24 protein-coding genes and 1 pseudogene are annotated in these 21649 nt (G+C 54.3%); 7 read left to right on the top strand and 18 right to left on the bottom strand.

Annotation, left to right across the window (positions count from 1 at the left end; genetic code table 11):
* Positions 1–17: 17 nt before the first annotated feature.
* The 3 genes from AC5O5I_RS09540 (at position 18) to AC5O5I_RS09530 (ending at position 3798) form a co-directional block, all read left to right on the top strand.
* Entirely contained in the window at positions 18–464 is a 447-nt protein-coding gene (locus AC5O5I_RS09540) for a hypothetical protein (protein ID WP_494512462.1), read from the top strand.
* Between the two features lie 226 nt (positions 465–690).
* Complete coding sequence (locus AC5O5I_RS09535; protein WP_494512461.1) at positions 691–2976, top strand: AAA family ATPase; 2286 nt, start codon at positions 691–693, stop codon at positions 2974–2976.
* Positions 2977–2991: 15 nt separating this feature from the next.
* The gene (locus AC5O5I_RS09530) at positions 2992–3798 is read left to right on the top strand and encodes an HNH endonuclease (RefSeq protein WP_494512460.1); all 807 of its coding nucleotides are present in this window, start codon (positions 2992–2994) and stop codon (positions 3796–3798) included.
* 43 nt (positions 3799–3841) lie between these two features.
* Here the strand turns inward: AC5O5I_RS09530 and AC5O5I_RS09525 are convergent, their stop codons facing one another.
* The 14 genes from AC5O5I_RS09525 to AC5O5I_RS09460 form a co-directional block, all read right to left on the bottom strand.
* On the bottom strand, positions 3842–4966 hold the full coding sequence (locus tag AC5O5I_RS09525; RefSeq protein WP_494512459.1) for a nucleotidyltransferase family protein: 1125 nt from the start codon (positions 4964–4966) through the stop codon (positions 3842–3844).
* Complete coding sequence (locus AC5O5I_RS09520) at positions 4950–5594, bottom strand: Cap15 family cyclic dinucleotide receptor domain-containing protein (RefSeq protein ID WP_494512458.1); 645 nt, start codon at positions 5592–5594, stop codon at positions 4950–4952. Before AC5O5I_RS09520 ends, AC5O5I_RS09525 begins: the two co-directional genes overlap by 17 nt.
* Positions 5595–5670: 76 nt before the next feature.
* Positions 5671–5940, bottom strand: coding sequence for a BPSL0761 family protein (locus tag AC5O5I_RS09515; protein ID WP_494512457.1), 270 nt, complete (start codon positions 5938–5940; stop codon positions 5671–5673).
* Between the two features lie 64 nt (positions 5941–6004).
* Positions 6005–6373: a Rieske (2Fe-2S) protein gene (locus AC5O5I_RS09510; protein ID WP_494512456.1), complete on the bottom strand. Its 369-nt coding sequence runs from the start codon at positions 6371–6373 to the stop codon at positions 6005–6007.
* On the bottom strand, positions 6373–6681 hold the full coding sequence (locus tag AC5O5I_RS09505) for a YciI family protein (RefSeq protein ID WP_315693860.1): 309 nt from the start codon (positions 6679–6681) through the stop codon (positions 6373–6375). The genes AC5O5I_RS09510 and AC5O5I_RS09505 overlap by 1 nt, the downstream gene beginning before the upstream one ends.
* Entirely contained in the window at positions 6678–7550 is an 873-nt protein-coding gene (locus AC5O5I_RS09500) for an intradiol ring-cleavage dioxygenase (RefSeq protein ID WP_494512455.1), read from the bottom strand. Before AC5O5I_RS09500 ends, AC5O5I_RS09505 begins: the two co-directional genes overlap by 4 nt.
* Positions 7551–7617: 67 nt before the next feature.
* A complete protein-coding gene (locus tag AC5O5I_RS09495; protein ID WP_494512454.1) occupies positions 7618–8685 on the bottom strand; it encodes a maleylacetate reductase in 1068 nt (355 codons plus the stop codon).
* 7 nt (positions 8686–8692) lie between these two features.
* A complete protein-coding gene (locus AC5O5I_RS09490; protein ID WP_494512453.1) occupies positions 8693–10156 on the bottom strand; it encodes an aldehyde dehydrogenase family protein in 1464 nt (487 codons plus the stop codon).
* 65 nt (positions 10157–10221) lie between these two features.
* Positions 10222–11238, bottom strand: coding sequence for a hydroxyquinol 1,2-dioxygenase (locus tag AC5O5I_RS09485; protein ID WP_494512452.1), 1017 nt, complete (start codon positions 11236–11238; stop codon positions 10222–10224).
* Positions 11239–11269: 31 nt separating this feature from the next.
* Entirely contained in the window at positions 11270–11761 is a 492-nt protein-coding gene (locus tag AC5O5I_RS09480) for a cupin domain-containing protein (RefSeq protein WP_494512451.1), read from the bottom strand.
* 147 nt (positions 11762–11908) lie between these two features.
* The gene (locus AC5O5I_RS09475; protein WP_494512450.1) at positions 11909–12838 is read right to left on the bottom strand and encodes a LysR family transcriptional regulator; all 930 of its coding nucleotides are present in this window, start codon (positions 12836–12838) and stop codon (positions 11909–11911) included.
* A 104-nt stretch (positions 12839–12942) separates the two neighbouring features.
* On the bottom strand, positions 12943–13530 hold the full coding sequence (locus AC5O5I_RS09470) for a YceI family protein (protein WP_494512449.1): 588 nt from the start codon (positions 13528–13530) through the stop codon (positions 12943–12945).
* 41 nt (positions 13531–13571) lie between these two features.
* Positions 13572–14129 (bottom strand): YceI family protein, encoded by a 558-nt coding sequence (locus tag AC5O5I_RS09465; RefSeq protein ID WP_494512448.1) that lies wholly within the window; start codon positions 14127–14129, stop codon positions 13572–13574.
* Positions 14130–14139: 10 nt separating this feature from the next.
* Entirely contained in the window at positions 14140–14679 is a 540-nt protein-coding gene (locus AC5O5I_RS09460; protein WP_494512447.1) for a cytochrome b, read from the bottom strand.
* Between the two features lie 119 nt (positions 14680–14798).
* Here AC5O5I_RS09460 and AC5O5I_RS09455 point away from each other — a divergent pair, with 119 nt between their 5' ends.
* Both AC5O5I_RS09455 and AC5O5I_RS09450 read left to right on the top strand, forming a co-directional pair.
* Entirely contained in the window at positions 14799–15704 is a 906-nt protein-coding gene (locus AC5O5I_RS09455) for a LysR family transcriptional regulator (protein ID WP_494512446.1), read from the top strand.
* A gap of 238 nt (positions 15705–15942) precedes the next feature.
* Positions 15943–16164 (top strand): SMEK domain-containing protein, encoded by a 222-nt coding sequence (locus tag AC5O5I_RS09450; protein WP_494512445.1) that lies wholly within the window; start codon positions 15943–15945, stop codon positions 16162–16164.
* A gap of 241 nt (positions 16165–16405) precedes the next feature.
* Here the strand turns inward: AC5O5I_RS09450 and AC5O5I_RS09445 are convergent, their stop codons facing one another.
* Together AC5O5I_RS09445 and AC5O5I_RS09440 are read right to left on the bottom strand one after the other, a co-directional pair.
* Entirely contained in the window at positions 16406–16792 is a 387-nt protein-coding gene (locus AC5O5I_RS09445; protein ID WP_494512444.1) for a nuclear transport factor 2 family protein, read from the bottom strand.
* 26 nt (positions 16793–16818) lie between these two features.
* A complete protein-coding gene (locus AC5O5I_RS09440) occupies positions 16819–17370 on the bottom strand; it encodes a cytochrome b (protein WP_494512443.1) in 552 nt (183 codons plus the stop codon).
* A gap of 293 nt (positions 17371–17663) precedes the next feature.
* Here AC5O5I_RS09440 and AC5O5I_RS09435 point away from each other — a divergent pair.
* A pseudogene (locus AC5O5I_RS09435) lies at positions 17664–17777 on the top strand (DUF1289 domain-containing protein); the annotation flags it as partial.
* 573 nt (positions 17778–18350) lie between these two features.
* A complete protein-coding gene (locus tag AC5O5I_RS09430; protein WP_494512442.1) occupies positions 18351–18665 on the top strand; it encodes a hypothetical protein in 315 nt (104 codons plus the stop codon).
* Positions 18666–18879: 214 nt separating this feature from the next.
* Here AC5O5I_RS09430 and AC5O5I_RS09425 read toward each other — a convergent pair whose 3' ends face one another.
* Both AC5O5I_RS09425 and AC5O5I_RS09420 read right to left on the bottom strand, forming a co-directional pair.
* The gene (locus AC5O5I_RS09425; protein ID WP_494512441.1) at positions 18880–20706 is read right to left on the bottom strand and encodes a sigma 54-interacting transcriptional regulator; all 1827 of its coding nucleotides are present in this window, start codon (positions 20704–20706) and stop codon (positions 18880–18882) included.
* A 157-nt stretch (positions 20707–20863) separates the two neighbouring features.
* Positions 20864–21637: a coniferyl-alcohol dehydrogenase gene (locus tag AC5O5I_RS09420; RefSeq protein ID WP_494512440.1), complete on the bottom strand. Its 774-nt coding sequence runs from the start codon at positions 21635–21637 to the stop codon at positions 20864–20866.
* Positions 21638–21649: the final 12 nt, after the last annotated feature.

Genomic DNA, 21649 nt, shown 5'->3' with positions numbered 1-21649 from the left:
CCCAGGGATGTCATCTCATGAAATTCCTCGCTGGCTTAATTGGCGGACTGATGTTGGCCATCTTGACCATGTTCCTCGTTTCGATTGCCTCAGCCAGCACGACGACTCCGTCGAATTCCGCTGGGCCAACCGTGTTCTTCATCACTTGGATTGCCGCGATCATTACCGCCCTTGCCGCGCCTCGGGCCGCAAAAGCTTGGCGCCGGCTACTGCTCCTCTCCGGAATCGTGTCATTCATGATGCCGCTGGCAGGTGTCATCTTCACCGGCAGCTTCCTGGCCAACCAGAACGCCAGCTCCGCAGCGGAGACAGCAGGTGCAGCCGTGGGTGGCACCCTGGTCACGGGCGCACTCGGCTTCATCGGCTTCTTCCTAGGCGTCATTTTCGTGCTGTCCGGCCTACTGATTGGCCGGGACAAACAGGTGGTGTACGTCAGCGCTTCACAGCCCCAGGAACCGCGCTAACTTCATTGCGAAAAGCAAATCCACCCTTCTAACAGTTGACATGGGCGACCTAGATCAGATTACGCAATGTGATCGCTGAGGCTTCGAGCAAGAGCGGCTCGACGATCCATGAGCCGCTGCAACCCGCCTCAACAGGAATAGAGCGCAGCTCAACAGGATTGAAATCACTTCACGCTAAAGCGACAATTCCATATTGCCATCACGCAGCGAAGCGTAGGGATTATCTATGGAATACAATGAAAAAGAGCTTACAACCAGATTACATGCCGAGTCGCTAATCGAACTTCAACAAGATTATCCCAGCATCCAAAAAATAGACTTCCCATTAATACTAACCCTACATCTGGTCAGCATCTTGGGCGATTTAAAACAAGGATCTCATGCACTTGAACCTTTAATACAGGAAGTTGCACAATCCACTATATTAAAAACCCCCGAGCGATGGAAGGTCAATAATGATCTTAAAGCTCAAATATCCGAAACAATTCATAGCCTAAAGAAATCAACACTAATCAACGACATGGTACTAGTAGCAAACTATCTCTTTGACTTAGTGCTTACTCGTCGCTATGGAATTCATCGGACGCACCCTCGAATCACCGCAACTCTGGCTAGCGCGATTTACGACAATGGTACATCAGGCCCTTTGGTTGACGTTGTCCCTAGCACTGCCGAATTATCTATTAAACACTCTCCGGGCACAAGACTTAACACTATGATAATTGGGCCAGCCATTGGCAAAGCTGAACAATCATTATTGAAACTAAAACTCAGACTCAGCAATCTAGCCCCAAGTAATGTTTCAAATGATGAATTCTCCGACCCTGTCTTTGACAGAGCTACTTTCTTTATCGACCACCCTCACACCAACCCCGATGATTTGCAATCCTCAGAGCCTGCAGCCACGGTAGAGAAATTATTTAACAGCATCTCACACCCGTGCCAACTAATTATCATAACACCCATCTCAAAACAAATACCAAGAATCCAGAAAATCCTTCTCAAATGGAAACACATACAGCTGGATGCCGTTATCAACTTCAGCTCCTCACGGCACCCTTCTACCACTGTAGACCGCAGCGCTCTAGTACTGAGTCTTGGACTAAAAAAGCGCGACACCACCGTATACATTGATGTTTCATCAAAAAATAGATCCCTACCAACATTAACCAAGACAGACCGAGTAATTTTGGCCGCTAAGATATTCCACCTACACCAAAACTCATTAAAAAAATCACTAAAACTAGAAAGCAAACCGATTCAACAATTTTTGAATACACACTTTTCCAGCGGCTATACAAATCTTAAGCACACTTGCATCTCTGTTCCTAAAGACACTTCACAACCTATAAAGCTGCGATCAGCCAGAAGCCTACTAATCCAACACAGCCGCGAATCAGGTGCAATATTTAAAACTGCAAACCTCGACAATCTTACAGGGCTGATCAACACAAAAAGCGCAGCCAATTGCGTATTCATCATAGGGAACAATGGAGCGGGTAAGAGCATGCTACTGCGCGAGCTTGCCACCCAACTAACAGAGAGCGGCACCACCGTCGTAGGGATATCAACAACCATTCAAGATCGTTTTAATTTCAGTGAAAAACACCGCCAAGCCAATAGATTCATCTATAAGGGCGTACGCACAAGCCCTAACAACATTTCTCTACTGCATCTCGATAAAAGTGCTCACCTGCAAACTGCTGAAATTTTTAGGAGGCAGGAAAAACTTGACGCCATGGTGAAGTGCCTTTCACACCTAGGGTATGCCCCTCGATTTTATCTCATGAAAAAAAAGGTCGTTGATGATGATTCAACTGCCTCCGAAAACTTTAAAGCACTCAGCTTAACATCAAGCGAAAACAACATCCCAACAAATCTTGATGATTATGAACTCGGCGTTGTTAGAAAAGGCGAGAAAGCGGTAGTTCGCTCGTTTAGCTCACTTAGCTCCGGCGAACAAAATATTAACCACCTGCTATTCAACATAATCAGCAGCACAGAAGCTGATCGCGTATTTCTTATTGACGAACCAGAAATTAGCCTCCATCTCCAGTGGCAGCAAAGCCTTCCACACGTATTACATATTCTCTCGAAACAATTTGGTGTTTCTTTTGTTGTGGCCACACACTCCCCCACGCTCATCACCAATGCCAACGATGAGAACATGCATTGCTTCCAGTTACACGATGGCAAGCTGCGCCTTCTCAATGATGACGAACGATACTCTGTTGAGTCCATCATACTAGAAGGCTTTAAAACATATACACCTAACAACCGTGGCGTGCATGAGAAATGTGCAAAACTAGTAGCGCAAACCATTAAAGAAAAAAACACGCCTCATCTACCCCTGGAAAGCAAGGCCTTGACAGAACTTGAAGAACTGGAGCGCCTGATACTGAAAACTGGTGGAAAATCTCCTTCAAGCGGGATGAAAGATGACCTCGATCTAATCAAGAAAGCACAGACAGCCATAACCCTGCTATTGCAGGACGATGCAGTAACCGCATAATTGAGATCTAGGAACATGACCACCTACTACATCATTGACCAAGCCGAAATGGTGCACCATCTGGATCTATATAAGTCAAAATGCCACAAAGCCATTAAACATCGCAGATGGACACTCCAGATACTGGCGCGCTTCGAAAGAGACGCACTAAAAATATTTAAAAGCATGCAAAACGGAGAACAACCACCCATTGACGACCTATGGAGGAAGTTATCCGACCTCAAACCCACTCCCCAGAGAAAATATCTTCCGAAAGGCGGAGATATAAAATCGGCGTTTCGTGCATTCATAGCATCTGAACACGGTAACTTCTGCTGTTACTGTCAGCGATGGCTATTGAACAATGCGAATGCAAAACCCATCGAACATATTTTGCCGCGTCGCTCATTCCAGCAGTACTCATTCCACTTCTGGAATCTTGCAGTCGCTTGCGTCGATTGCAACGGCTTAAAGAAAGACGAAGTCTGGTGCAATGAAGATAAAAAAAATATGGAGTTATACCCTGCCCCCTCATCGTTCACCGAAATGTTTCACCCACGTTTCCACAGATTCAATGATCATGTCCGTTTCATCCGCGTACAGACTAACGACCACAGTATTACGCTCTACCGTGGCATCACGCCCCAAGGCAAGAAGCTTTGCAAAGATTTGCTGAAGAACATCGCCGCGAAAGAGATCCTGGTCAACGGAAACTCCAACCTGAAAAGCTCGCTGGAAGTCATTGATCGGTTCGAGACGCAGGACGGTTCTGAACTGGAAACGGCGATGAGCAATCTGCAGGCTGCATTTTCCAAGTCAGCCATGAAAGTGCTCAATCACTAGCGAGACGTGGGAAAGGAGGCCTTAGAGCCGGCCTCCCCTAGCACTAGATGTACAACTGCATCACTGCGTTGCGGCTTTCCTGCAGGCCCGGCTTGGGCTGGAAGCTCAACGCGTAGCTCTGCTCCTTGGCTACCTCGCGCATCAGCTCATCCATGGCGCACGATATTGCTAACAGACCATCGAACTTGCTCTCTGCATCGAAGATTGCTCGTGAGCCGTCAGGCACGCGCAGCCGCCTGGCCTCGTCCTTGTAGATCCAGAGGTAATCCAGGTAGCGCTGTGTCTCTGCAAGGATCGCCAGTTCGTACACATAGCCAGCAGTCAAGTGCCCCATGTTGGCGTGGTACATGATCGAGGCGAGGTCGAAGCTGGAGAGGTTGACTGACCGCCCCTCTGCCTCCAGTTCAGCCTTGATGTTCTTGCACAGCCGGATGGATTTTCTGAGCCCACCGAGTGTGGAGTCGCAGCGATCCGTGACTTTCTTGATATGCAAGAACGGCCAGTTGTTGATCGTGGACATCTTGTGAGCGTCCAGAATCGTAACCGCGCGATCGTGCTTCTGCCGTGACGACTGATAGGCAGCAGTGTCGTACCAGTGCGCCGGCACGACATCGACGGGCCGAGCGAGAGAGGCACCGTAGATTTTCACAGCCTTCGCCCCCTTGGCGTCCAAGGTGGCCGAGGGAAACGCAGCGCGCAGGGCCCGCTCTGTTTCCCAGCGCAAAGCACTCAGCACCCCCACCGATGTCTTTCCCGGAGTCGCCGAGTAATACCCGGTTCCCGCACTCACGCCGTTGGTGTCATAAACAAGAAAACCGCCGTCCAGAATAAGCAGATCGACGTCACTCACGCCTCGGATATGCACGTTTAGCGGCACAGAACCCTGCAGTTCGAATTCCACACCCCCGCCTAACCGCTTTTCCAATTGGTTGCGAACGCGCTCAGCGGTTTCCAGGCTGATCCTCGTGTAGGTGGGGTCGACTTCTTGCATCGCACCCAGTGCGAAGGTGGTGTGCGGCTTGTTGCGTGCTCGATTTTCCCATGCCTCTTGGTTTCGGCTTTGGTTGACGATGAAATCCTTGGCATCCTGGGTGACCACAGAGGCCCGATCCATCCCCGAACGCCGGGAGCGCAGCCGGCTGATCCTATCGTTAACTGCGTTGCTCATGCTTCTTTCTCAGCTCCATCCGCCCGTACGTTGGCCGCCCATAACCGTTGAAGTAGTCTCCAGAGGCGGTATCCAGTGATTTTGAGAACAATAGGTTTGCGCTGCCTTGGTGGCCCCTGAGTACGGGCTCACCGGGCCTCGGGTCATTTTTGTAGTTGTAAAGCAGTGTGTAGCCGTCTGCCTCGTCGAACGCCAAGGCTGCGGTAATGCTGTGAGAGGACGACTGAGCCGTTTTGAGGCGCACGCGGATCTTGTCCCAGGTTTGAGTAATGTGAACAACCGCTTGCCAGGTGAACCGGACATTCCCCAGATCATCCAGCGTCGTGCCCGTACATTCCCATTCGCCCGACAGGTCGGGTACCTTGAGAAACTTGACTGCCCAGGGCCATTTCCACACCGCCCGACTAAACGCCGCGTACAGGATGGTAAACACGACGCCTGCGCCTATAAGGGACATTAGAGTGGGCGGAACATTGACGTTCAGATTGAACCGCTTGGCCAGATCCACAAGAGTCAGAACTACGAACACCAACGTGGCAGATACACCGCTTGCAAGCAGCGTGATATAGCGGCCAATTACAGCTCGGTTGATTCCCCCGAGCAAACTGTATTCATGATCGTGCACCATGTGACTTGAACCGTCCGGTGGTTTAAGAAGCGGCTTGGCAGGCTTTGCCGGGTAAGCATTGGAGAGGACGACGAGCTTATGCCTCTGCTACATCCGCCGCGATCAAGGCCTGCAGCTGCTCAGCTGACTCCCCCTCGCCCAATGCGAATAGGGTCTGGCTGATGCCCACTGTTTCCTGCAAGTAGCTTTCACGCTTGGCGAGGGTCAGCACATCCTGCCCAGTGGGAAAGTGCTGCAGCAGCTGCCGGGCAGTCTGCTGAATGTCTTTCGGAAGCCGAGCGTCCTGGGTAAGGTTTTTCAGGAATTGGCGAGTGGCAACAGTGGCGATTGTACGGTGTATAGGCATGACGCGCTCCAGTATCCAGAGGGCGCAGCCACGCATGGCCACCCCCTACTGCTAGGGCGCTATTCTACCCGACCTTCACGATCACAGCGTCGCCCTCAAGCAAGATAATCGCCCCGCCTTCAACCTTGAAGGGCACGCTTTCGAGGCGCGCTCCGGCGCAGGGGCCGTCCACACACAGGCCATCCTCAAATCGGAACATCGCCGAGTGGTGCGCGCACATGATGAGCTGGCTTTGGTAGGTACAGAACTCGCCTGGCTGGTAGTCGAGGGGCACAGAGAAATGAGGGCAGCAGTTGCGGTAGAGCCAGGCCTGCTCACCTCGCTTCACGGCCACCAGAGGCTGCGCTTTACCCTTGATCACTACCTCCAGCGCCTTGGCCCCGCCCTCGGGGATGTCATCCAACCGGCAGAGAGCCACCTTTTCGTCTGTCATCACGATAACTCCGGGTTGCCCAGGCCCCAGCTCCAAGGCCGCACCACGACCTGCTCAAAGATACCGGCTTGCATGTAGGGGTCATCGGCCAGGAACGCTTGAACATCCTCGACCGAGTTGGCCTCGACCACCAGCAGCGTGCCATTCATTTTCCCGCCCGCACATTCCAAGGTCGGCCCGCCGAGCCTGACCACAACGAAATGCGGCGATGGGTTACGCAGGTACTGTCGATGAGCCGCGCGTATGCGCTCTCGCACTTGCCCTTGTTCAGGTTTGTCAGTGGCGAACACGGCGAAGTACTGGCTCACGTTGACACCTGAGGGAGCACAAAGTCATAGGCAGCGTGCTGGAACGCCTGTTTGAAGCCGAACACCTTGGCCAGCGGATCATTGGCCTCGCGGGGCTGATAGACCACCCGCAACGAATCCTTCACACCGAACACGGCGTCGGAATCCAGGTAAGGGTCGTCGTGGTTGAAAAGGTGTGTCACCAAGGTTCGATACCCTGGTGCTTCAATCATGAAGTGCAGGTGGGCAGGTCGCCACGGATGCCTGCCAGTGGCAGACAACAGCTGCCCTACCGGGCCGTCAGTGGGAATCGGGTAGCTCACCGGTACCACTGTACGTATGGCGTACCGACCCTGCTCATCGGTGTGGTATCGCCCACGCAGGTTTCCAACCGGCTGCTCAGTGTCCTGGCCGGAGTACATACCATTGGTAGCGGTCTGCCAGATATCCAGAGTCGCATTGGCCAATGGATAACCGTCAGCGTCAGTGATCTTGCCTGTCACCAGTGCAGGAACACCCGGTGTGAAGGCCATGTTTTCGCCATACTCCCGGTCGGGCATGCCCTCGATGTAGAACGGCCCAAACACGGTGCTTTCAGTAACAGTGTGCTGAGCACGGTGGTTAATGGCATCGACCAGCATCGACAGTCCAAGCACATCTGACAGCAAAATAAATTCCTGACGCACCAAGCCATCGCACATCTGGCCAGTGGAGGTCAGGAAGCGGATGCCTTCCAGCCACTCCTGCTCAGTCAGCTCAACCTCCTGGGCGAAGGCGTGAACGTGACGAGCAAGGTTTTGAACAAGCTCGCGGAGCCTAGAATCCGGTGTAGCACTGAAGCTGGCAATCGCCTTCTCGGTGATCGTCGCTTCTGCAGGGGTCTGTTTCATTGCTATTGGCTCCCTGAAAAAGGGCCCAGGCTCCCCGCACGGAAGCCTGGGCCAAAGGTTGAACACATCAGGCGGGTGCCATCCCCAACCTTGCTCGCTCAAGCATCTGCTCAATCGGCGAACGCTCAAATGGCCGAGGGTTGTAGTAAGGACTTTCACAGGCAATCCGCGCGGTTTCAGCCGGCCCCTCTACCGGGAAGCCGATGGCCTCCAGAGCCAGTGGAATACCCAGCTTGCGGTTCAGCTCGTAGAGCAAAAGCCCAACCTCTTCTGCTTCAACACCGCCCAGTGCGCGGGCAGCGCGCTTGAGCTGGGTGGCTGCTGCACTACGGTTGTAGTGAGCCGAGTGCGGCAACATGATCGCGTGGGCTTGGGCGTGTGGCAGATTGAAAGTGCCGCCCAAGGTATGGCAAAGCTTGTGGTGGATCGCCATCCCGACCGAACCCAGGCAAATGCCCGCCAACCAGGCTCCATAAAGCGCTTCTTCGCGTGCCAATGCGTCGTGAGGATCAGCCACTACCGCTGGCAAGGCATTGGCCAGGGCCCGGATGGACTCTTCCGCCATCAAACTGATCACGGGATTCGCATCCTGGGCATACAATGCCTCTACCGCGTGAGCCATCGCATTCATGCCTGAACAAGCGGAGATTTCGGGCGGCAAGGTATGGGTAAGCCGTGGATCGTAAATCACTGTCTTGGGCAGTACGCGGCTGTCTCGCCCGGTTTTCTTCAGGCGGTTCTCCGTAAGGCCCCAGATAGGCGTCATTTCCGAGCCAGCGTAAGTGGTGGGCACCGCGACAATGGGCAGACCGGAATCCAAAGCAATTGCTTTGCCCAGGCCGATCGTGGAGCCGCCACCAACCGCCACACAGCAATCCGCACCACGTTTGGCAGCTTCCACGCGAGCCGCCTGTGCGACCTCCAGCGGCACATGCATGACCGCTTCTGCATACACTCCGGCACTGCGCTGACCAATAAGCTGAGCAATTTCCTCGCCCATGGCCCGCTGCTCTGGCGTGGTCAGAATGAGCGCACGCTCGGCACCCAGGCGCTCGATTTCTTCGGCCAATTTTTCCAGCGCGCCTGTGCCAAACACGACGCGACTGGGGTTACCTTGATACGTGAAAGACTTCATGGCGACCTCAGCGTTTGAAGTGCGGTGGGATGTTGGCATCCACATTGACCCAGACCGAATGCGCCTCGGTGTAGTCATGGATAGCCTCAAAGCCCATTTCGCGGCCATAGCCGGATTGCCCCACGCCGCCGAACGGACTGCCCGGGCTCACACGTTTGTAGCAATTGATCCAGCACATGCCGGCGCGGATCTTCGAAGCCATCTGGTGTGCGCGCTGCAGGTTCTGCGTCCACAGGCCGCTACCCAGGCCGTAGGCAGTCCCGTTGGCAATGGCCAGCGCTTCTTCGTCGGTCGAGAACCGCATCACTGTCACGAATGGCCCGAACACCTCTTCCTGCGAAACACGGTGGTGCGGCAAGGCCTCAACCACAGTCGGCTCGACGTAGTAACCGTCGACCAGACCATGCGCGGCGGGTGCTCGGCCTCCCGTAAGGATCTTTCCACCTTCCTCCTGGGCAACTGCCACATAGGAAAGGACGCGATCCCGGTGCAAAGCCGACGTCAGCGGGCCCATCTCGGTGTTCGGATCCAGCGGATCGCCCAAGCGGATCGACTCGGCCAGCTTGATGAATTTTGCCAGGAACTCATCGGCGATGCTTTCATGCAGCACCAGGCGGGAACCCGCAATACAGGCTTGACCCTGGTTGTGGAAAATGGCCCAGGCTGCCCCGTTCACCGCCGCGTCGATATTGGCATCTTCAAAGACGATGTTCGCGCCCTTACCGCCCAGTTCGAGTTGGACGCGCTTGAGGTTTCCCTGGGAGGCCTCGACGATCCGCTTACCTGTGGCCGTCGACCCCGTAAAGGCGATCTTGCCCACCCCAGGGTGTTCGGCCAGCCGTTGGCCAGCTGTATGACCATAACCAGGCACCACGTTGACAACGCCGTCAGGGAAGCCCACTTCTTTCATGAGCTCGGCAATGCGCAGCGTGGACAGCGGCGTGATCTCGGAAGGCTTGATCACAACGGTATTGCCGGCTGCAAGGGCTGGGCCCATCTTCCAGCTGGTGAACATGAGGGGGAAGTTCCAGGGCACGATCTGGCCAACGACCCCGATGGGTTTGCGTTGGACGTAGTTCAGGAACCCGGCTTCGACAGGAATCACTGAGCCTTCGATTTTGTCTGCAATGCCACCGAAGTAACGGAAGCATGCAGCGGTGCGCGGCACGTCCAGGTTACGCGAGTCACGGATAGGATGGCCGGTGTCACGCGACTCCAACTGAGCCAGTTCCTCGGCATTTGCCTCAATGGCGTCTGCCAGTTTGAGCAGCAGACGTCCACGCTCTGCACCGGAAAGCGCGGCCCACGCCGGAAACGCACGCTGCGCGGCAGCAACAGCTAGGTCGACATCTTCTGCTTCCGCAGCAGCAATCCGAGTGAGCAGCGAGCCGTCGGCAGGACTCATGACATCGATTTCACCGCCTCTAAGGGCAGGAACAAAACGTCCGTCGATAAAAAGTTGGTTTTGCATGGCTATGACTCTCCCTACGCCGCATGGTCTGCGACGTGGTTCAAAAAGTTCGGTGGAACGGAAAATCAGAAGTCGACGGGATACGGCTTGAGTTCGCCGCTCTCGTAACGCTGCGGCAGGTTTGGGGTCGCGTTCTCCCACACCAGCAACATCGAGCGCTTGGTGGAATACCCCTGGTGACGGATGTCGGCAGGCATGGCGGCGATGTCGCCGGCCCGCATGGTCAGTCGAGCGCGCGGGGTACCGTCGTCCTTGTCACCGACATCCCAGATAATTTCGTCCGACATCTGCAGGAACCACTCGACGCGGTCATTACCGTGGAAAACCGGAAGGATGTATTCCTCGGTGGTCGGACAGAACAAACTGGCCTTGCAGACTGAGCTGACCGATGGGTTCCAGGTGACGTCGGAACGCGACAGGTACTTGAACAGGTTGATGGCATGCAGTTCGCCTTCAAAGCCTGCGGCGACGTGAACCTCTGGCTCGTCCTGAACGACATCTTCAAACTGGCGGTTGACCGGCAGGTCGTTGCGCAGCGGTGAATCACCAGGCAGACCCGGCATACGCTTCGTGGCAATGCGGAAGCGCTCGATGGCCTCAATGTTGTCGCCATGCTTGCGCCCGAACGCGCTACCGGTCTCCTCCGGCGCGGCAAATGGATCGAAGCCTTCGTTTGTCCAATCGCGCAGGATCGCCTTGAAGGTCGCCATAATTTTCGGCGTTTCGAATTGCTCGATGTAGTCAACACCGGCATCACGCAGCACGCCGTTGAAGGTGCCGGCGTAAAGGTCGACCTTGCCGTAATGGTTGTGTGTACCGATTACAGAATCGAAGTTGACCCAGCCGTAGAAAAAGCCCCAGGCGACATCACGCATCAGCGCGCGCAGGAAGGCATCTGCTGGAATCAGGTGCGAACGGGTCTGGCCCTTGGCCGGCCACTCGACACGAGCAAAATACTCATCGCGGGAGATGGTGAAGGCACCTAGGCGGAAGGTTCGATAACCGGTGATGGCATCGGGTGCGCTGGCATCAACGTCTTCGAGCAGTGGAAGCGTGTGTTCGACAGTTTCAAGCATGGCCATGTTGCAGTCTCCTCAGTCGTTAAAAGTCGAATTACTTCAGGCAGATTTCTGCCCACTTCTCGACGGAGAGAGGGCCTTGAATGGTCTGCTGGAGGATCACGCCAGGGCGTGGACTTTCAAAACGGTAGGCGCATCCAGCTGGCAGCAAGGCCTGGTGGCCACGGCGCAGGATGACATAACCCATAGGGCGACCTTTGGGCTCATCACCTGCCAGTTGCGTGCCGTCAGAACCTTCGAACGGCTGATCGAGCTTGAGGAAGTCGATGCGCACATCGCCATCCATGCAGATCGCGAACTCATCGTGTGCGCAGGTGAACCAAGGTGAGCGACCTTCTGCCCGGAGCACCTCGATCACGTAGCCCAGGTTCAGGCCGACGATGACTTTCTCGTAGGGGGCCGATTTATCAGCGACCTCGAAGACGTTGGAAAACGCGTAGTGGCGGGCATCGCCCTTAACCAGTTCGATGGCACCCTTGCGATAGTTCGCCAGTGAACCAAAGACAGTGCGATAGGCAGCACTCATGTCGGATTACCTTTGTTGTTGTATTCGTGAGTTCAAGGTAAATCCCATGAGGATCACCAACAATCCCACATCCACCGACCTCAGTGTTCGCGAAATCCAAACAACCAAGGCACACGAAAACCAGCCCATCCTGAGCGACGCCATGTCCTAGCGAATCCAGCCTTTTTCCAGTAGGGGTTTGTCCCAAAAGGGTTCGTCAGCCATTCGTTCAAGCAGGAAGTCGATCAGCGTGCGCACCTTGAGCGCATTGCGCTGGGTTGCCGGGAACACCGCTGAGAAATTGAAGGACGCAAGTGGGTAGTCCGTTAGCAACGGCACCATCCGTTCACTGAGTAGGTCGGGACTGGCGACCAGCGTGGGCAGGCAGACCAACGCCTCTCCGGTGAGGGCATAGTCCCTGAGTAAGTGCACTGAATTGGATCGAATGTGGCCCGGAAGGCTCAACTCGATGACGCCCGAGCTGTGATGGAAGTGCCAGCGGTTGCGGGTCGGATACCCCTCATACAACGCGATACGGTGATTCAAAAGGTCTTCTGGCCGTTCTGGAACACCATGTAGCTTCAGGTAACCAGGCGTAGCAAGGAATAGTCTACGAACGCTGAACAGCTTGCGCTCGATGAGCGTCTCCGCTTGAGGCGGGAACATCTGGAAGGCGACATCAAACCCCTCCTCGATCGGGTCTACGACGCGGTCATTGACGATTACGTCGACTTCGATATCGGGATAGAGCGTCGTGAATTCCGCGAGCAAAGTGCCGAAATGGTTTATGGCAAATCCAGGCAGCATTTGCACCCGAAGCTTACCGACGGGCTTGGCGCGCTGGTCGCGCATCTGCTCGGTCAGGGCATTGAACCCAGCAACCATGTCAGCGCATTCGCGGTAATAATTTTCACCGATCTCGGATAATCGAACATGACGCGTACTGCGGTGAAACAGCGGAGCTTTGATGAATGCTTCCAACTGCTGAATACGGTGCGTCACCACGGAGCGGGTCACACCAAGCTGCTGCGCAGCACGGGCAAAATTGCGGGTCTCAGCGACACGAACAAATGCCTCAATGCTCAGTAGGCGATCCATTGGACACCTCCATGCTTTTATTTTTTTGAATGCAGCTACGCCAGCGAGGCCGTCTACGAGTCTAGCTGGCGTGGGAATAACTCGGGCCCGTTAAGGCCCAAGGGTTACTTCTTGACGGCTTCCAGCGAGACGGTGATGGTCACGTCATCGCCTACGTACGGCACATACTTGCTGGCACCGAAGTCGCTACGTTTGACGACCACTTCTGCGTCAGCACCGATAGCGTCTTTCTTGAGTAGCGGGTGTGGCATGGCGACGTAGTTGGTGATCTTCAGGGTGACCGGTTTGGTTACGCCCTTGATGGTCAACTGGCCGTCCAGCGCGACAGGCTTGTCGCCTTCGAAACGTACCTTGTCACCCTTGAAGGTGGCAGTTGGGTACTTGGCGGTATCCAGGAACTCTGGGCCCTGAATGTGGCCGTTGAACACGTCGAAGCCGGTGTCGACCGAGGTAGTGTCGATGGTGATATCAACCTTGGCAGTTTTTGCTGCCTTGTCGATGATCACGGTACCAGTAGTCTTGTTGAACTTGCTCAGCTGAGTCGACATGCCGAAGTGGCTGTACGAGAAACGCTCGAAGGTGTGCGAGTTGTCGATGACAAAGGTTTCCGGTGCGGCCATGGCTGCGGTGGCGGAAACCGAAGCGGCGCCAGCGATGAGCAAGGCTGCGGTCAGTTTGGTCAGGGATTTCACGGTGTAGTTCCTCGAATTCGGTTGAGGTGGATTGTTGGGTATCACTTGGCGGCCGCGGTGATGCGCACTTTGACCTTGATGTCATTGGCGACGACGTCAAACGATGACCACTCGCCTTCCCCAATCGCGTAATCGCCGCGTTTGAGGACAAAGGTGCCTTCAAAGACACCGGTGCTGCCTTGCTCGGTGAAAGTGGCCTGAGCGACGATGTCTTTGCTAACACCCTTGATGCTCAGCTTGCCGGCGACTTCATAGTTGTTTCCGCCCTTGGGCGTCAGGCCAGTCAGTTCAAAATGGCCTTTGGGGAACGACGCGGTGTTGAACCAGGTCTTGCCGACCACTTCATCGTCGTTCTCAGGCGAACCGGTATCTACGCTGGCCAGGTCGACATCCAAATTCGCCTTCGCGTTTTCCGGTTTGGCAGGATCAAAACTGACCTCGCCATCGACCTTCTTGAAGTGACCATCCATCGAGACGCCCATCTGCTCGTAGGCGAATTCAATGCTGCTCTTATCAGGCTGGAACTGGTTGAATTCAGCAGCCCATACGGAGGCGGTGCCTGCACTCAGAAGTGCAAAGGCAAGTGCAAGCGTTTTCATAATAATTCTCTCAGTGGTGAATGAACCGGGGCAGCATCCGCTTTAGAATGTCGTCACGATCAATGAAGTGATGTTTCAGTGCCGCAAAAATATGAACTGCCAGCAGAGCAATAAGTGAAATGTTCAACCACAAGTGCAGCATTAACAGTTGGTCACCCAGCACTTTATCTCGGCTCACCAGATCAGGAAGTGGAAGTACTCCGAACCACACGGTTTGAAATCCCTTGGCCGAGCTCATCGCCCATCCCGACAGCGGTATCGCAAACATCAGCGCGTACAGCGCCAGGTGTCCGAGGTGAGCAGCTGCCCGCTGGGCTGCAGTCATCGCCGAAGGCAATGCCGGAGCCTTATGGCTCAAGCGCCACAAGATGCGAATCAGAGCCAACACAAAGACACTGACACCTGCCCATTTATGCCACGAGTACAACTTTAACTTCGAAGGCGAAATTGGCAGGTTATGCATGTAAAAGCCAAGACCGATCAAACCGAATATCATTATAGCAATAGTCCAATGCAGGGCTTTAGCGGTTTTCGTGTAGTGAGTGTTCACGGTATAGGCTCTCTTTGCAGCTGGACTTTACAGCTGTCGATTTAGGAGCCACTCTACCGCCAATCATTGGTGCTAAAAAGTAGACAATGTAGAAATGTCTGTTCACCCTGGAGTAAACAATGAACCGCATTGAAGCCATGAATGTCTTTACCCGAGTAGCCGAGCTCGGAAGCTTTTCCGCTGCGGCTTCGCAGCTCGGCATTGCGCGTTCCATGGTCACTCGCCAGGTCGCCAACCTTGAGAAATTCCTCGGCGCCAAGCTCCTGGTGCGCACGACGCGGCACGTCTCGCTGACCTCTGCGGGACAGGCTTACCTGGAGAAATGTCGGGAGATTCTGTCTTTACTGGAAGAGGCAGAATCTGGGGTCATGGAAGAGCGCCACACCCCTAGTGGACGTCTGCGCATCAGCTTGCCGCTGAGCTTTGGTTTGAGCACATTGGTACCGCTGCTGATGGATTTTCGAGGTGAATACCCAGACATCCGCCTCGCCTTGGACTTTAGCGATCGCACGGTCAACCTGGCAGAAGAAGGCATCGACCTCTCCATCCGGATCACGAGTTACCTCGACCCTATTCTGATCGTGCGCAAGCTCGGAGAGGCACGCCTGCTGACCGTTGCATCACCGTCTTACCTGCTTGAGCACGGCACTCCGGATCACCCGGTCGACCTGAGCCGCCATGCGTGCCTTGGTTATTCCCCACAAGTGAATAATCGCCCATGGGCGTATGCCGTGGATGGCAAGCCTGAACTGTTCTACCCCACCTTCGTCATGCAGGCGAACAATGGCGATGCCATGGCGCAGGCAGCGGTGAAAGGCTTGGGCATCACCCTACTCCCGGACTTCATCGTCGCGCCACACATCGTGAACGAGGAGCTCAAGATCATACTTCAGGCCTTCGAGCCCTCGCCTCTTGGGGTTTATGCCGTGCTGCCCAGCAACCGCTACGTGCCACTGCGCGTGCGGGTGCTGTTGGAGTACTTGTCAGAAAAGATAGGCAAAATAACCCCTGTGCTGGATCACTGATCCACTACTTACATGCATGCGCACTGTCTCGCAAAAAGTGCGCATGCCTTTCGAGCTTACTCAACTTTTTGAGTGCTGGCTGGGGCTGGGCGCCATAAAACTTATTGTCCCACTAAATGATTCAAGGTTTGCAACAAACAGCCTGCCGCCTCTGAACCTCTAGGGCACTGCATGCCAAGTGGCAGTTTGCCAGATGAGATAGTATCAGCGCTCAATCTATGGAGCCAAGGTCACAGAAATGATTACTAGCGGCTATCTAATCGGTCAAATCATCGACGAATTCTCCGCCCTTGGAGAGCAGGCAAAGCTGAGGAACAGGCTCGGATTTTCAGATATTTCGGTGTTCAGCGAAAATTTCTTCCGCGACATCCTGAACATTATTGAAGGCTATAAATTAGTCAACACCAACGAAGACCGCGCCAATGAACCTGGGTTGAACCTATCCCGACGCGAGATCTGAAATAGAGTTGCTCGTTACCGAAAATCTTGTGCAGATTAACACAGACCCGGTAGATTATGATGATCATGGGCTGACTCCACCTGAAGTTGATCTGTGCATGTGCGTGGGGCATAAGGGAATACAGTTATCGTTCTATGAATTTGTAACAGAGAACAATTTATCTTTTAAGCATGTATTTGTAGAATTGGATTTTTCTCAGTTCAAGATCAAAGGCGGCGCACAACACAAGCGCCGCCGCACCTCATGAACGAATAGGTGTGGCCTGGTAGGCCGCCAGCTTCCAATGCCCTTCCAATTTCACCCAGACGGCAAGGCTCTTATTACGCAGTGAGCGCTGCTCTCCGTTGATGATCATCTCAGCGTTCATTTCGCCGATGACGAGCACGGACTCGCCATACACGCGAATCTCATCGATCGGGTGGTCGATGGACTGGTAAACGTAATAGCCACTGCGACATTTCTTCAGGTAGCTCTCCAGTGAGTCGACTGTGCCGCTCGAATGCACGTAGGCGATTTCTGGATGCGCCAGTGACGCGAACTGATCAAAGTCGCCATCAATGACCGCCTGGAACCTCTGGTTCTCCAGGCTGCGGATGAGCTGCTCGCAGGATTGTTCTTTGCCTTGCATGATGCCGTACCTCTAGCGTGGGGCTATTACTGGGTGTCGCGTGCCGGGAGCATGCCCACCAGCACTTCGTCCTTCTCGATAAAATGGTGTTTCAGCGCGACTAGCATATGGCCGCCTACCAGTGCACCACATAGCCAGGCCACGTAGGTATGAATCACCTTGGCCAAGTCGTACAGGCTTTGGTCTGGATCAACCAGCGGTGGCAGCACGAACAGCCCAGCGACCAGAATCGGTTTGTCAGCAACCGAACTCCAGTACCAACCCGAAACAGGAAGCGCCAGCAGTGCCACGGAGTACAGCAAAAGGTGACCCACGAAGGCACCGCTCTTCATCAACGGACTCATGGTATCCGGCAGTGCCGGCGCCGCATGGGTCAGGCGCCAGGCGATTCGGGCAACAACGAGGAAAAGCAACGTGCTTGCCATCGCCTTGTGCAAGAAGGTCAGTTCATGGTGAGCGTTGAGTTCGTCACGCCAATGCGTGGCCAGGATGCCAATGGCCCAGACGGCAATCCAGATCAACGCCATACCCCAATGCAACCACTTTGCTGTCGCGGTGTAGCTTCCCGCCTTGGCCATCAAATACTCCCAGTTCGAATGTTTTGGATGGCCAATTATCGACTTGGCTAGCCATCAAAAAAATGGCGAATTTTTACTAAAACCAATAGATTAAATCGAACTATTCGCTTGCTATCGATGTTAAATGTCTAGACAAGCAGCTTATTTATCTATTTATCTGATCTATTTGCGGTGTTTTTTGGTTAAATTTACGAATGCCAATCAGGGTACAGTCGGCAGTCTTCTGGTATCGCAGCCCAGGGACGCTTCAGCCTTCGGGCTGCATAGCTGCGCCTTGAATGAGACCAGTCGCGATGCTCAATCAACTCATCAACACCCCCTGTGTCGGACGGTGCTCCACTGTTTTCGGTGATCGTGTATGCCGAGGCTGCCACCGCTTTCAGCAGGAGGTCATTGATTGGAATGGCTAAGCGCTGCGACGTTGCCTGTCCCTCCAGTGCAAGCAAGTCGCTGTCGGTACTCAGGTGCGCGTCATCCACTAACAATAGGGTTCCATTGCCTTCAAGCGTGGGAAGGGTTGCCGGGAGTACCTCGTCGCCACGCACGGCATAAATCCTCCACCCCCGCGCTGCAAAGACATGCGCTGTCTGGAACGCACAAACCGACTTTCCTGTTCCAGGTTCACCCACCAACCGCGCTGAGTACGCCATCTCCAGTTGCCGGAGTAGGAATTCAGCTTCGGCCAGGCGCGGGCAGGCCAGTGCGTCTGCCGGGCCGAGTGGCCTCCCTAAAAGAGCAGGGCCTATGTCACGGCTCTTGTCGAAGATCACTTCGCGCCAGGAGGGAGTACTCGATCGCTGAATGTCCAGGGATTGAGACCCTGGAGCCGAGAATGCCCGGTTTGCAATGACCTGAACGGTTCGCGCCAGCGTCGCAGCGTCCACTCCGAGTTCCGGATAAAACGCGTCAGCGACGGTCGGATGGCTAAACATTAGGGACTCAATGTCACTCCACCCCATAACCTGCACGGTGAATCTTCCTTGACGCTCTCTGTCGACGGAAATCTCACGCGCAATTTGCTGCAGCTCTCCGTCTGCAGGCGCAGTAGTCGCCAATACCCAATGTTCGAGCGTTGGGCTGAATTTATCCGCCTTGCTAATCTCGGCGAGCAGTTCAGATTTAGTCACTATCGCACCCAGCGAGTCATCCTTCCCTTTGCACTGGACACCCTGAAAGCGAGAACGGCTGCCATCTACAGCTCCCCATACATCAACGCCGTGTTGAGGTTGTCCTGCTCGACCGTTCTTTTGGGCGAAGCTGTCTTTCCAGGCCTCCTTGAACAAGGCAAGGCATAACTCTTCAAATTCCTGCCAATGCTTGGGCCTAGGGATCTGCTTGTTTCTTAAATCCATTTAGGGACGTCGGCTCGCTCTAATCGGTCTACGGTGTGGACTCCGCTAATCATAGATGTGTTGGCCAGGCGAATACCATTGCGAATTGGCATCGTAAGCCAACTCTCTCTTTTGCGGACTAGAGCCATGGAAGGGTGCTAACCACGCCTGGTTTAAGTCAACGCCCCTTGACTCGGTAGCTCAGCTGAGCGCGGGTCATGCCGAGCATCTGAGCTGCGAGGGTATAGTTACCATTGCTACGCTCCATAGCAGTCGCAACCAGGAGATCCTCTATCTCCTCAAGAGTGGTGCCGAGGGTCGCTTGATCGCCACGCAGAAACGCGCGCAAGCGTGAAATCGGACGTTGCTGCACCGCGCTCAATTCTGGCTCAGCGATTTCTTTTCTGGAGGGCAGTGGCGCAACTGACGGTGAGTGCTGCATCTGAAGATGGCCATTGGCGTTAAGGCCAATGGCTTCATTGATGGGGTTGTGTCCGCCTTGAGTGAGATGATGAATGTCCATCAGTTCTTGGTCTTCGGCGCTTATCACACCACGCTCGATCAGGTTCTGCAGTTCACGTATGTTCCCTGGAAACGGATAAGCGAGCAGCGCATTGACCAACCGGGAGGTAAAGCCTGCGACCGAACGCTCATGTCGAGAGCAAAACTTTCGTAGGAAATGATTCATCAATAGGGGGATATCTTCACGCCGCTCCCGTAGGGGTGGGAGATGTATTGGGTATACGTTGAGCCGATAGTAAAGATCTTCACGAAAACGCCCCGCCTTAACCTCCTCAAGCAAATTAAGATTTGTCGCAGCAACAACCCGCACATCAACGGCAATGGCTTTACTCCCGCCCACCCGCTCAATTTCTCGCTCTTGCAAAACTCGCAGTAATTTGCCCTGAGCTGACAAACTGAGGGTGGCAATTTCGTCGAGAAAAAGTGTTCCACCATCAGCCCTCTCAAAACGGCCACTTCGGGAGCGGTCTGCCCCGGTAAAGGCACCTTTTTCCACCCCGAAAAGCTCAGACTCGACTAGATTTTCCGGTAATGTCGCACAGTTAAGTGCGACGAACGATTTGTTGCTCCGAGGGCCGATGGTATAGAGCATATGGGCGAACAGCTCTTTGCCCACACCAGACTCGCCAGTGAAGAGTACGGTAGCTTGGGTGGAGGCAACTCTTCGCAACATATGGCAAGCCGCCGTGAACGCTGACGACACACCAATCATTTGCTTGTCAGAACGCCCCTCCTCTGTCTCTGCCGGCTCACTAATACCGCCTCCGTGATAGGCACTTCGACTGAGGAAGTCTTCAGCGTTGAAGTGATTGAGGTCACCCTGTACATCTGGCCACTGTTCAGCAGGCTTCCCGATGATACGGCATTGACTCTGGCCGGTAGAGCGGCACTCCACCTCTCGATAGATGATTAGTCGCCCCAGAAGCGAGGAGGCATAACCGCTAGCATAGCCAATCTGCATCCAACAGGCGGACTCACTGCCTATACCGTGCGCAGCAATATGGCTGTCATCCTCGATGGAGTTATGCCAAATGAACTCTGCATAGAAATGCCCATGTGCATTGTCAAATTCGAACCGAATGACCTCATTTTTAACTAGCCCCTCCAGCGCATGAAGGCGTGGGCCGGCAGAGAAAAGAGCAGCATGATCGCCATTCGGCCAACGTTCACTCACTAGCCGAGCATCACGAGCCCCAGCCATCCATCCAAGTCGCGTGAAAAGTCCTCGGGTTTTGTCGAGCCCAATAGTTTCAATAAGCTCACTTCGCAGCGCTCCCAGGGAAGAGCCATGCATGAGCATCACCCGTTGACCGCAGATCCAGATGCTTCCGTCATCCGGCGAAAACGCGACGGTTTCAGCAAGCTGCTCAAGGGTCGGTGTACGACCAAGTGTCAGATGATGTTGGGGGTCAGTCAGAAGGTCGGGGACATCGTGCGGGGCAGAAGAAGGAGAAGCTTGGGTGTGATTCTTAATTGTAGTCATTGAATACTTCCTGATGGCTGCCACGCCCCAAAGGCGTGGCAGTCACTGGATTGGTGTAGGTTCAATATATCCTATTCGCGCTGATTCCTGAGGACGTGGGTAGAGGTTTCAGTCGGTTGTCGGACAAAGAATCACACCGTAGCCATTATTGCGCTGCTCACAGACCGTGGCTGCTGGCCAGGATGTGGGAATGCATACCACCGTCAACTGCCAGGTTCGTGCCGCGCATCCAGACCGATCCTTCACTGAGCAGGAATGCCACGACGGGAGCGATATCTGCAGCCGTGCCGGGACGATCCATGGTTTTCATGTCTTCTTCAGCGCGAGCACCAAGCGTTTCCAGGAAATCTTTCAAGATAGGGGTGTTTACTGGCCCTGGACTTACTGTGTTCATGCGGATGCCACGGTCTCGCCACGTCCATCGATTCTGCAGCGTCCAAGCGATCAATGCTTCTTTGGAGAAAAAGTAACTGCGTGCTCCGACAATGTCGTGGGCCTTACAGAATTCTTCCGTCACCGCAAAGCTCAGACCATCTGCAGCCTTGATTACACTCACTGCACCTGGCCACCCTGCCCCGGCCAATGACGCCAGATTGACGATCGACGCATTATCGTTGAGCTTGGAAATCAGACCCAGGGTTAAGTGTTTGAGCCCAAGCAGATTCACCTTGATTACGAGCTCGGCAGGTTGCGTGGGCGCAAGCCCAGCAATATTTGCAAGGCCATCGATCCCGTCAGGAAGTGCCTCTAAGAGCGCATCGATCGAAGATGGAGAAGAAAGGTCGGTTTTAATGAATGAGTCGACTTCAACACTAGGCTGGTGCAGGTCAACGCCGATGACAAAGGCTCCGTGTTGACGGGCAACGCGCGCGGTTTCTTCGCCGATACCCGATGCGACACCTGTGATGACGATAATTTTGTTCTTCAACATGAGTCTATCTCC

The organism is Pseudomonas sp. 9_2_1, from assembly GCF_059295275.1.
The sequence above is the reverse complement of the archived record's forward strand: the minus strand, read 5'-3'. Positions and strand labels throughout refer to the sequence as shown.

Excerpts from the sequence above, each read along its gene's own strand:
- AC5O5I_RS09525 (WP_494512459.1), bottom strand. The coding sequence starts at position 4,966 with ATGAGCAACGCAGTTAACGATAGGATCAGCCGGCTGCGCTCCCGGCGT.
- AC5O5I_RS09440 (WP_494512443.1), bottom strand. The coding sequence starts at position 17,370 with ATGGCCAAGGCGGGAAGCTACACCGCGACAGCAAAGTGGTTGCATTGG.
- AC5O5I_RS09450 (WP_494512445.1), top strand. The coding sequence starts at position 15,943 with ATGATTACTAGCGGCTATCTAATCGGTCAAATCATCGACGAATTCTCC.
- AC5O5I_RS09480 (WP_494512451.1), bottom strand. The coding sequence starts at position 11,761 with ATGAGTGCTGCCTATCGCACTGTCTTTGGTTCACTGGCGAACTATCGC.
- AC5O5I_RS09425 (WP_494512441.1), bottom strand. The coding sequence starts at position 20,706 with ATGACTACAATTAAGAATCACACCCAAGCTTCTCCTTCTTCTGCCCCG.
- AC5O5I_RS09475 (WP_494512450.1), bottom strand. The coding sequence starts at position 12,838 with ATGGATCGCCTACTGAGCATTGAGGCATTTGTTCGTGTCGCTGAGACC.
- AC5O5I_RS09510 (WP_494512456.1), bottom strand. The coding sequence starts at position 6,373 with ATGACAGACGAAAAGGTGGCTCTCTGCCGGTTGGATGACATCCCCGAG.
- AC5O5I_RS09535 (WP_494512461.1), top strand. The coding sequence starts at position 691 with ATGGAATACAATGAAAAAGAGCTTACAACCAGATTACATGCCGAGTCG.
- AC5O5I_RS09515 (WP_494512457.1), bottom strand. The coding sequence starts at position 5,940 with ATGCCTATACACCGTACAATCGCCACTGTTGCCACTCGCCAATTCCTG.
- AC5O5I_RS09500 (WP_494512455.1), bottom strand. The coding sequence starts at position 7,550 with ATGAAACAGACCCCTGCAGAAGCGACGATCACCGAGAAGGCGATTGCC.
- AC5O5I_RS09485 (WP_494512452.1), bottom strand. The coding sequence starts at position 11,238 with ATGGCCATGCTTGAAACTGTCGAACACACGCTTCCACTGCTCGAAGAC.
- AC5O5I_RS09490 (WP_494512453.1), bottom strand. The coding sequence starts at position 10,156 with ATGCAAAACCAACTTTTTATCGACGGACGTTTTGTTCCTGCCCTTAGA.
- AC5O5I_RS09455 (WP_494512446.1), top strand. The coding sequence starts at position 14,799 with ATGAACCGCATTGAAGCCATGAATGTCTTTACCCGAGTAGCCGAGCTC.
- AC5O5I_RS09520 (WP_494512458.1), bottom strand. The coding sequence starts at position 5,594 with ATGGTGCACGATCATGAATACAGTTTGCTCGGGGGAATCAACCGAGCT.
- AC5O5I_RS09465 (WP_494512448.1), bottom strand. The coding sequence starts at position 14,129 with ATGAAAACGCTTGCACTTGCCTTTGCACTTCTGAGTGCAGGCACCGCC.
- AC5O5I_RS09530 (WP_494512460.1), top strand. The coding sequence starts at position 2,992 with ATGACCACCTACTACATCATTGACCAAGCCGAAATGGTGCACCATCTG.
- AC5O5I_RS09540 (WP_494512462.1), top strand. The coding sequence starts at position 18 with ATGAAATTCCTCGCTGGCTTAATTGGCGGACTGATGTTGGCCATCTTG.
- AC5O5I_RS09495 (WP_494512454.1), bottom strand. The coding sequence starts at position 8,685 with ATGAAGTCTTTCACGTATCAAGGTAACCCCAGTCGCGTCGTGTTTGGC.
- AC5O5I_RS09420 (WP_494512440.1), bottom strand. The coding sequence starts at position 21,637 with ATGTTGAAGAACAAAATTATCGTCATCACAGGTGTCGCATCGGGTATC.
- AC5O5I_RS09445 (WP_494512444.1), bottom strand. The coding sequence starts at position 16,792 with ATGCAAGGCAAAGAACAATCCTGCGAGCAGCTCATCCGCAGCCTGGAG.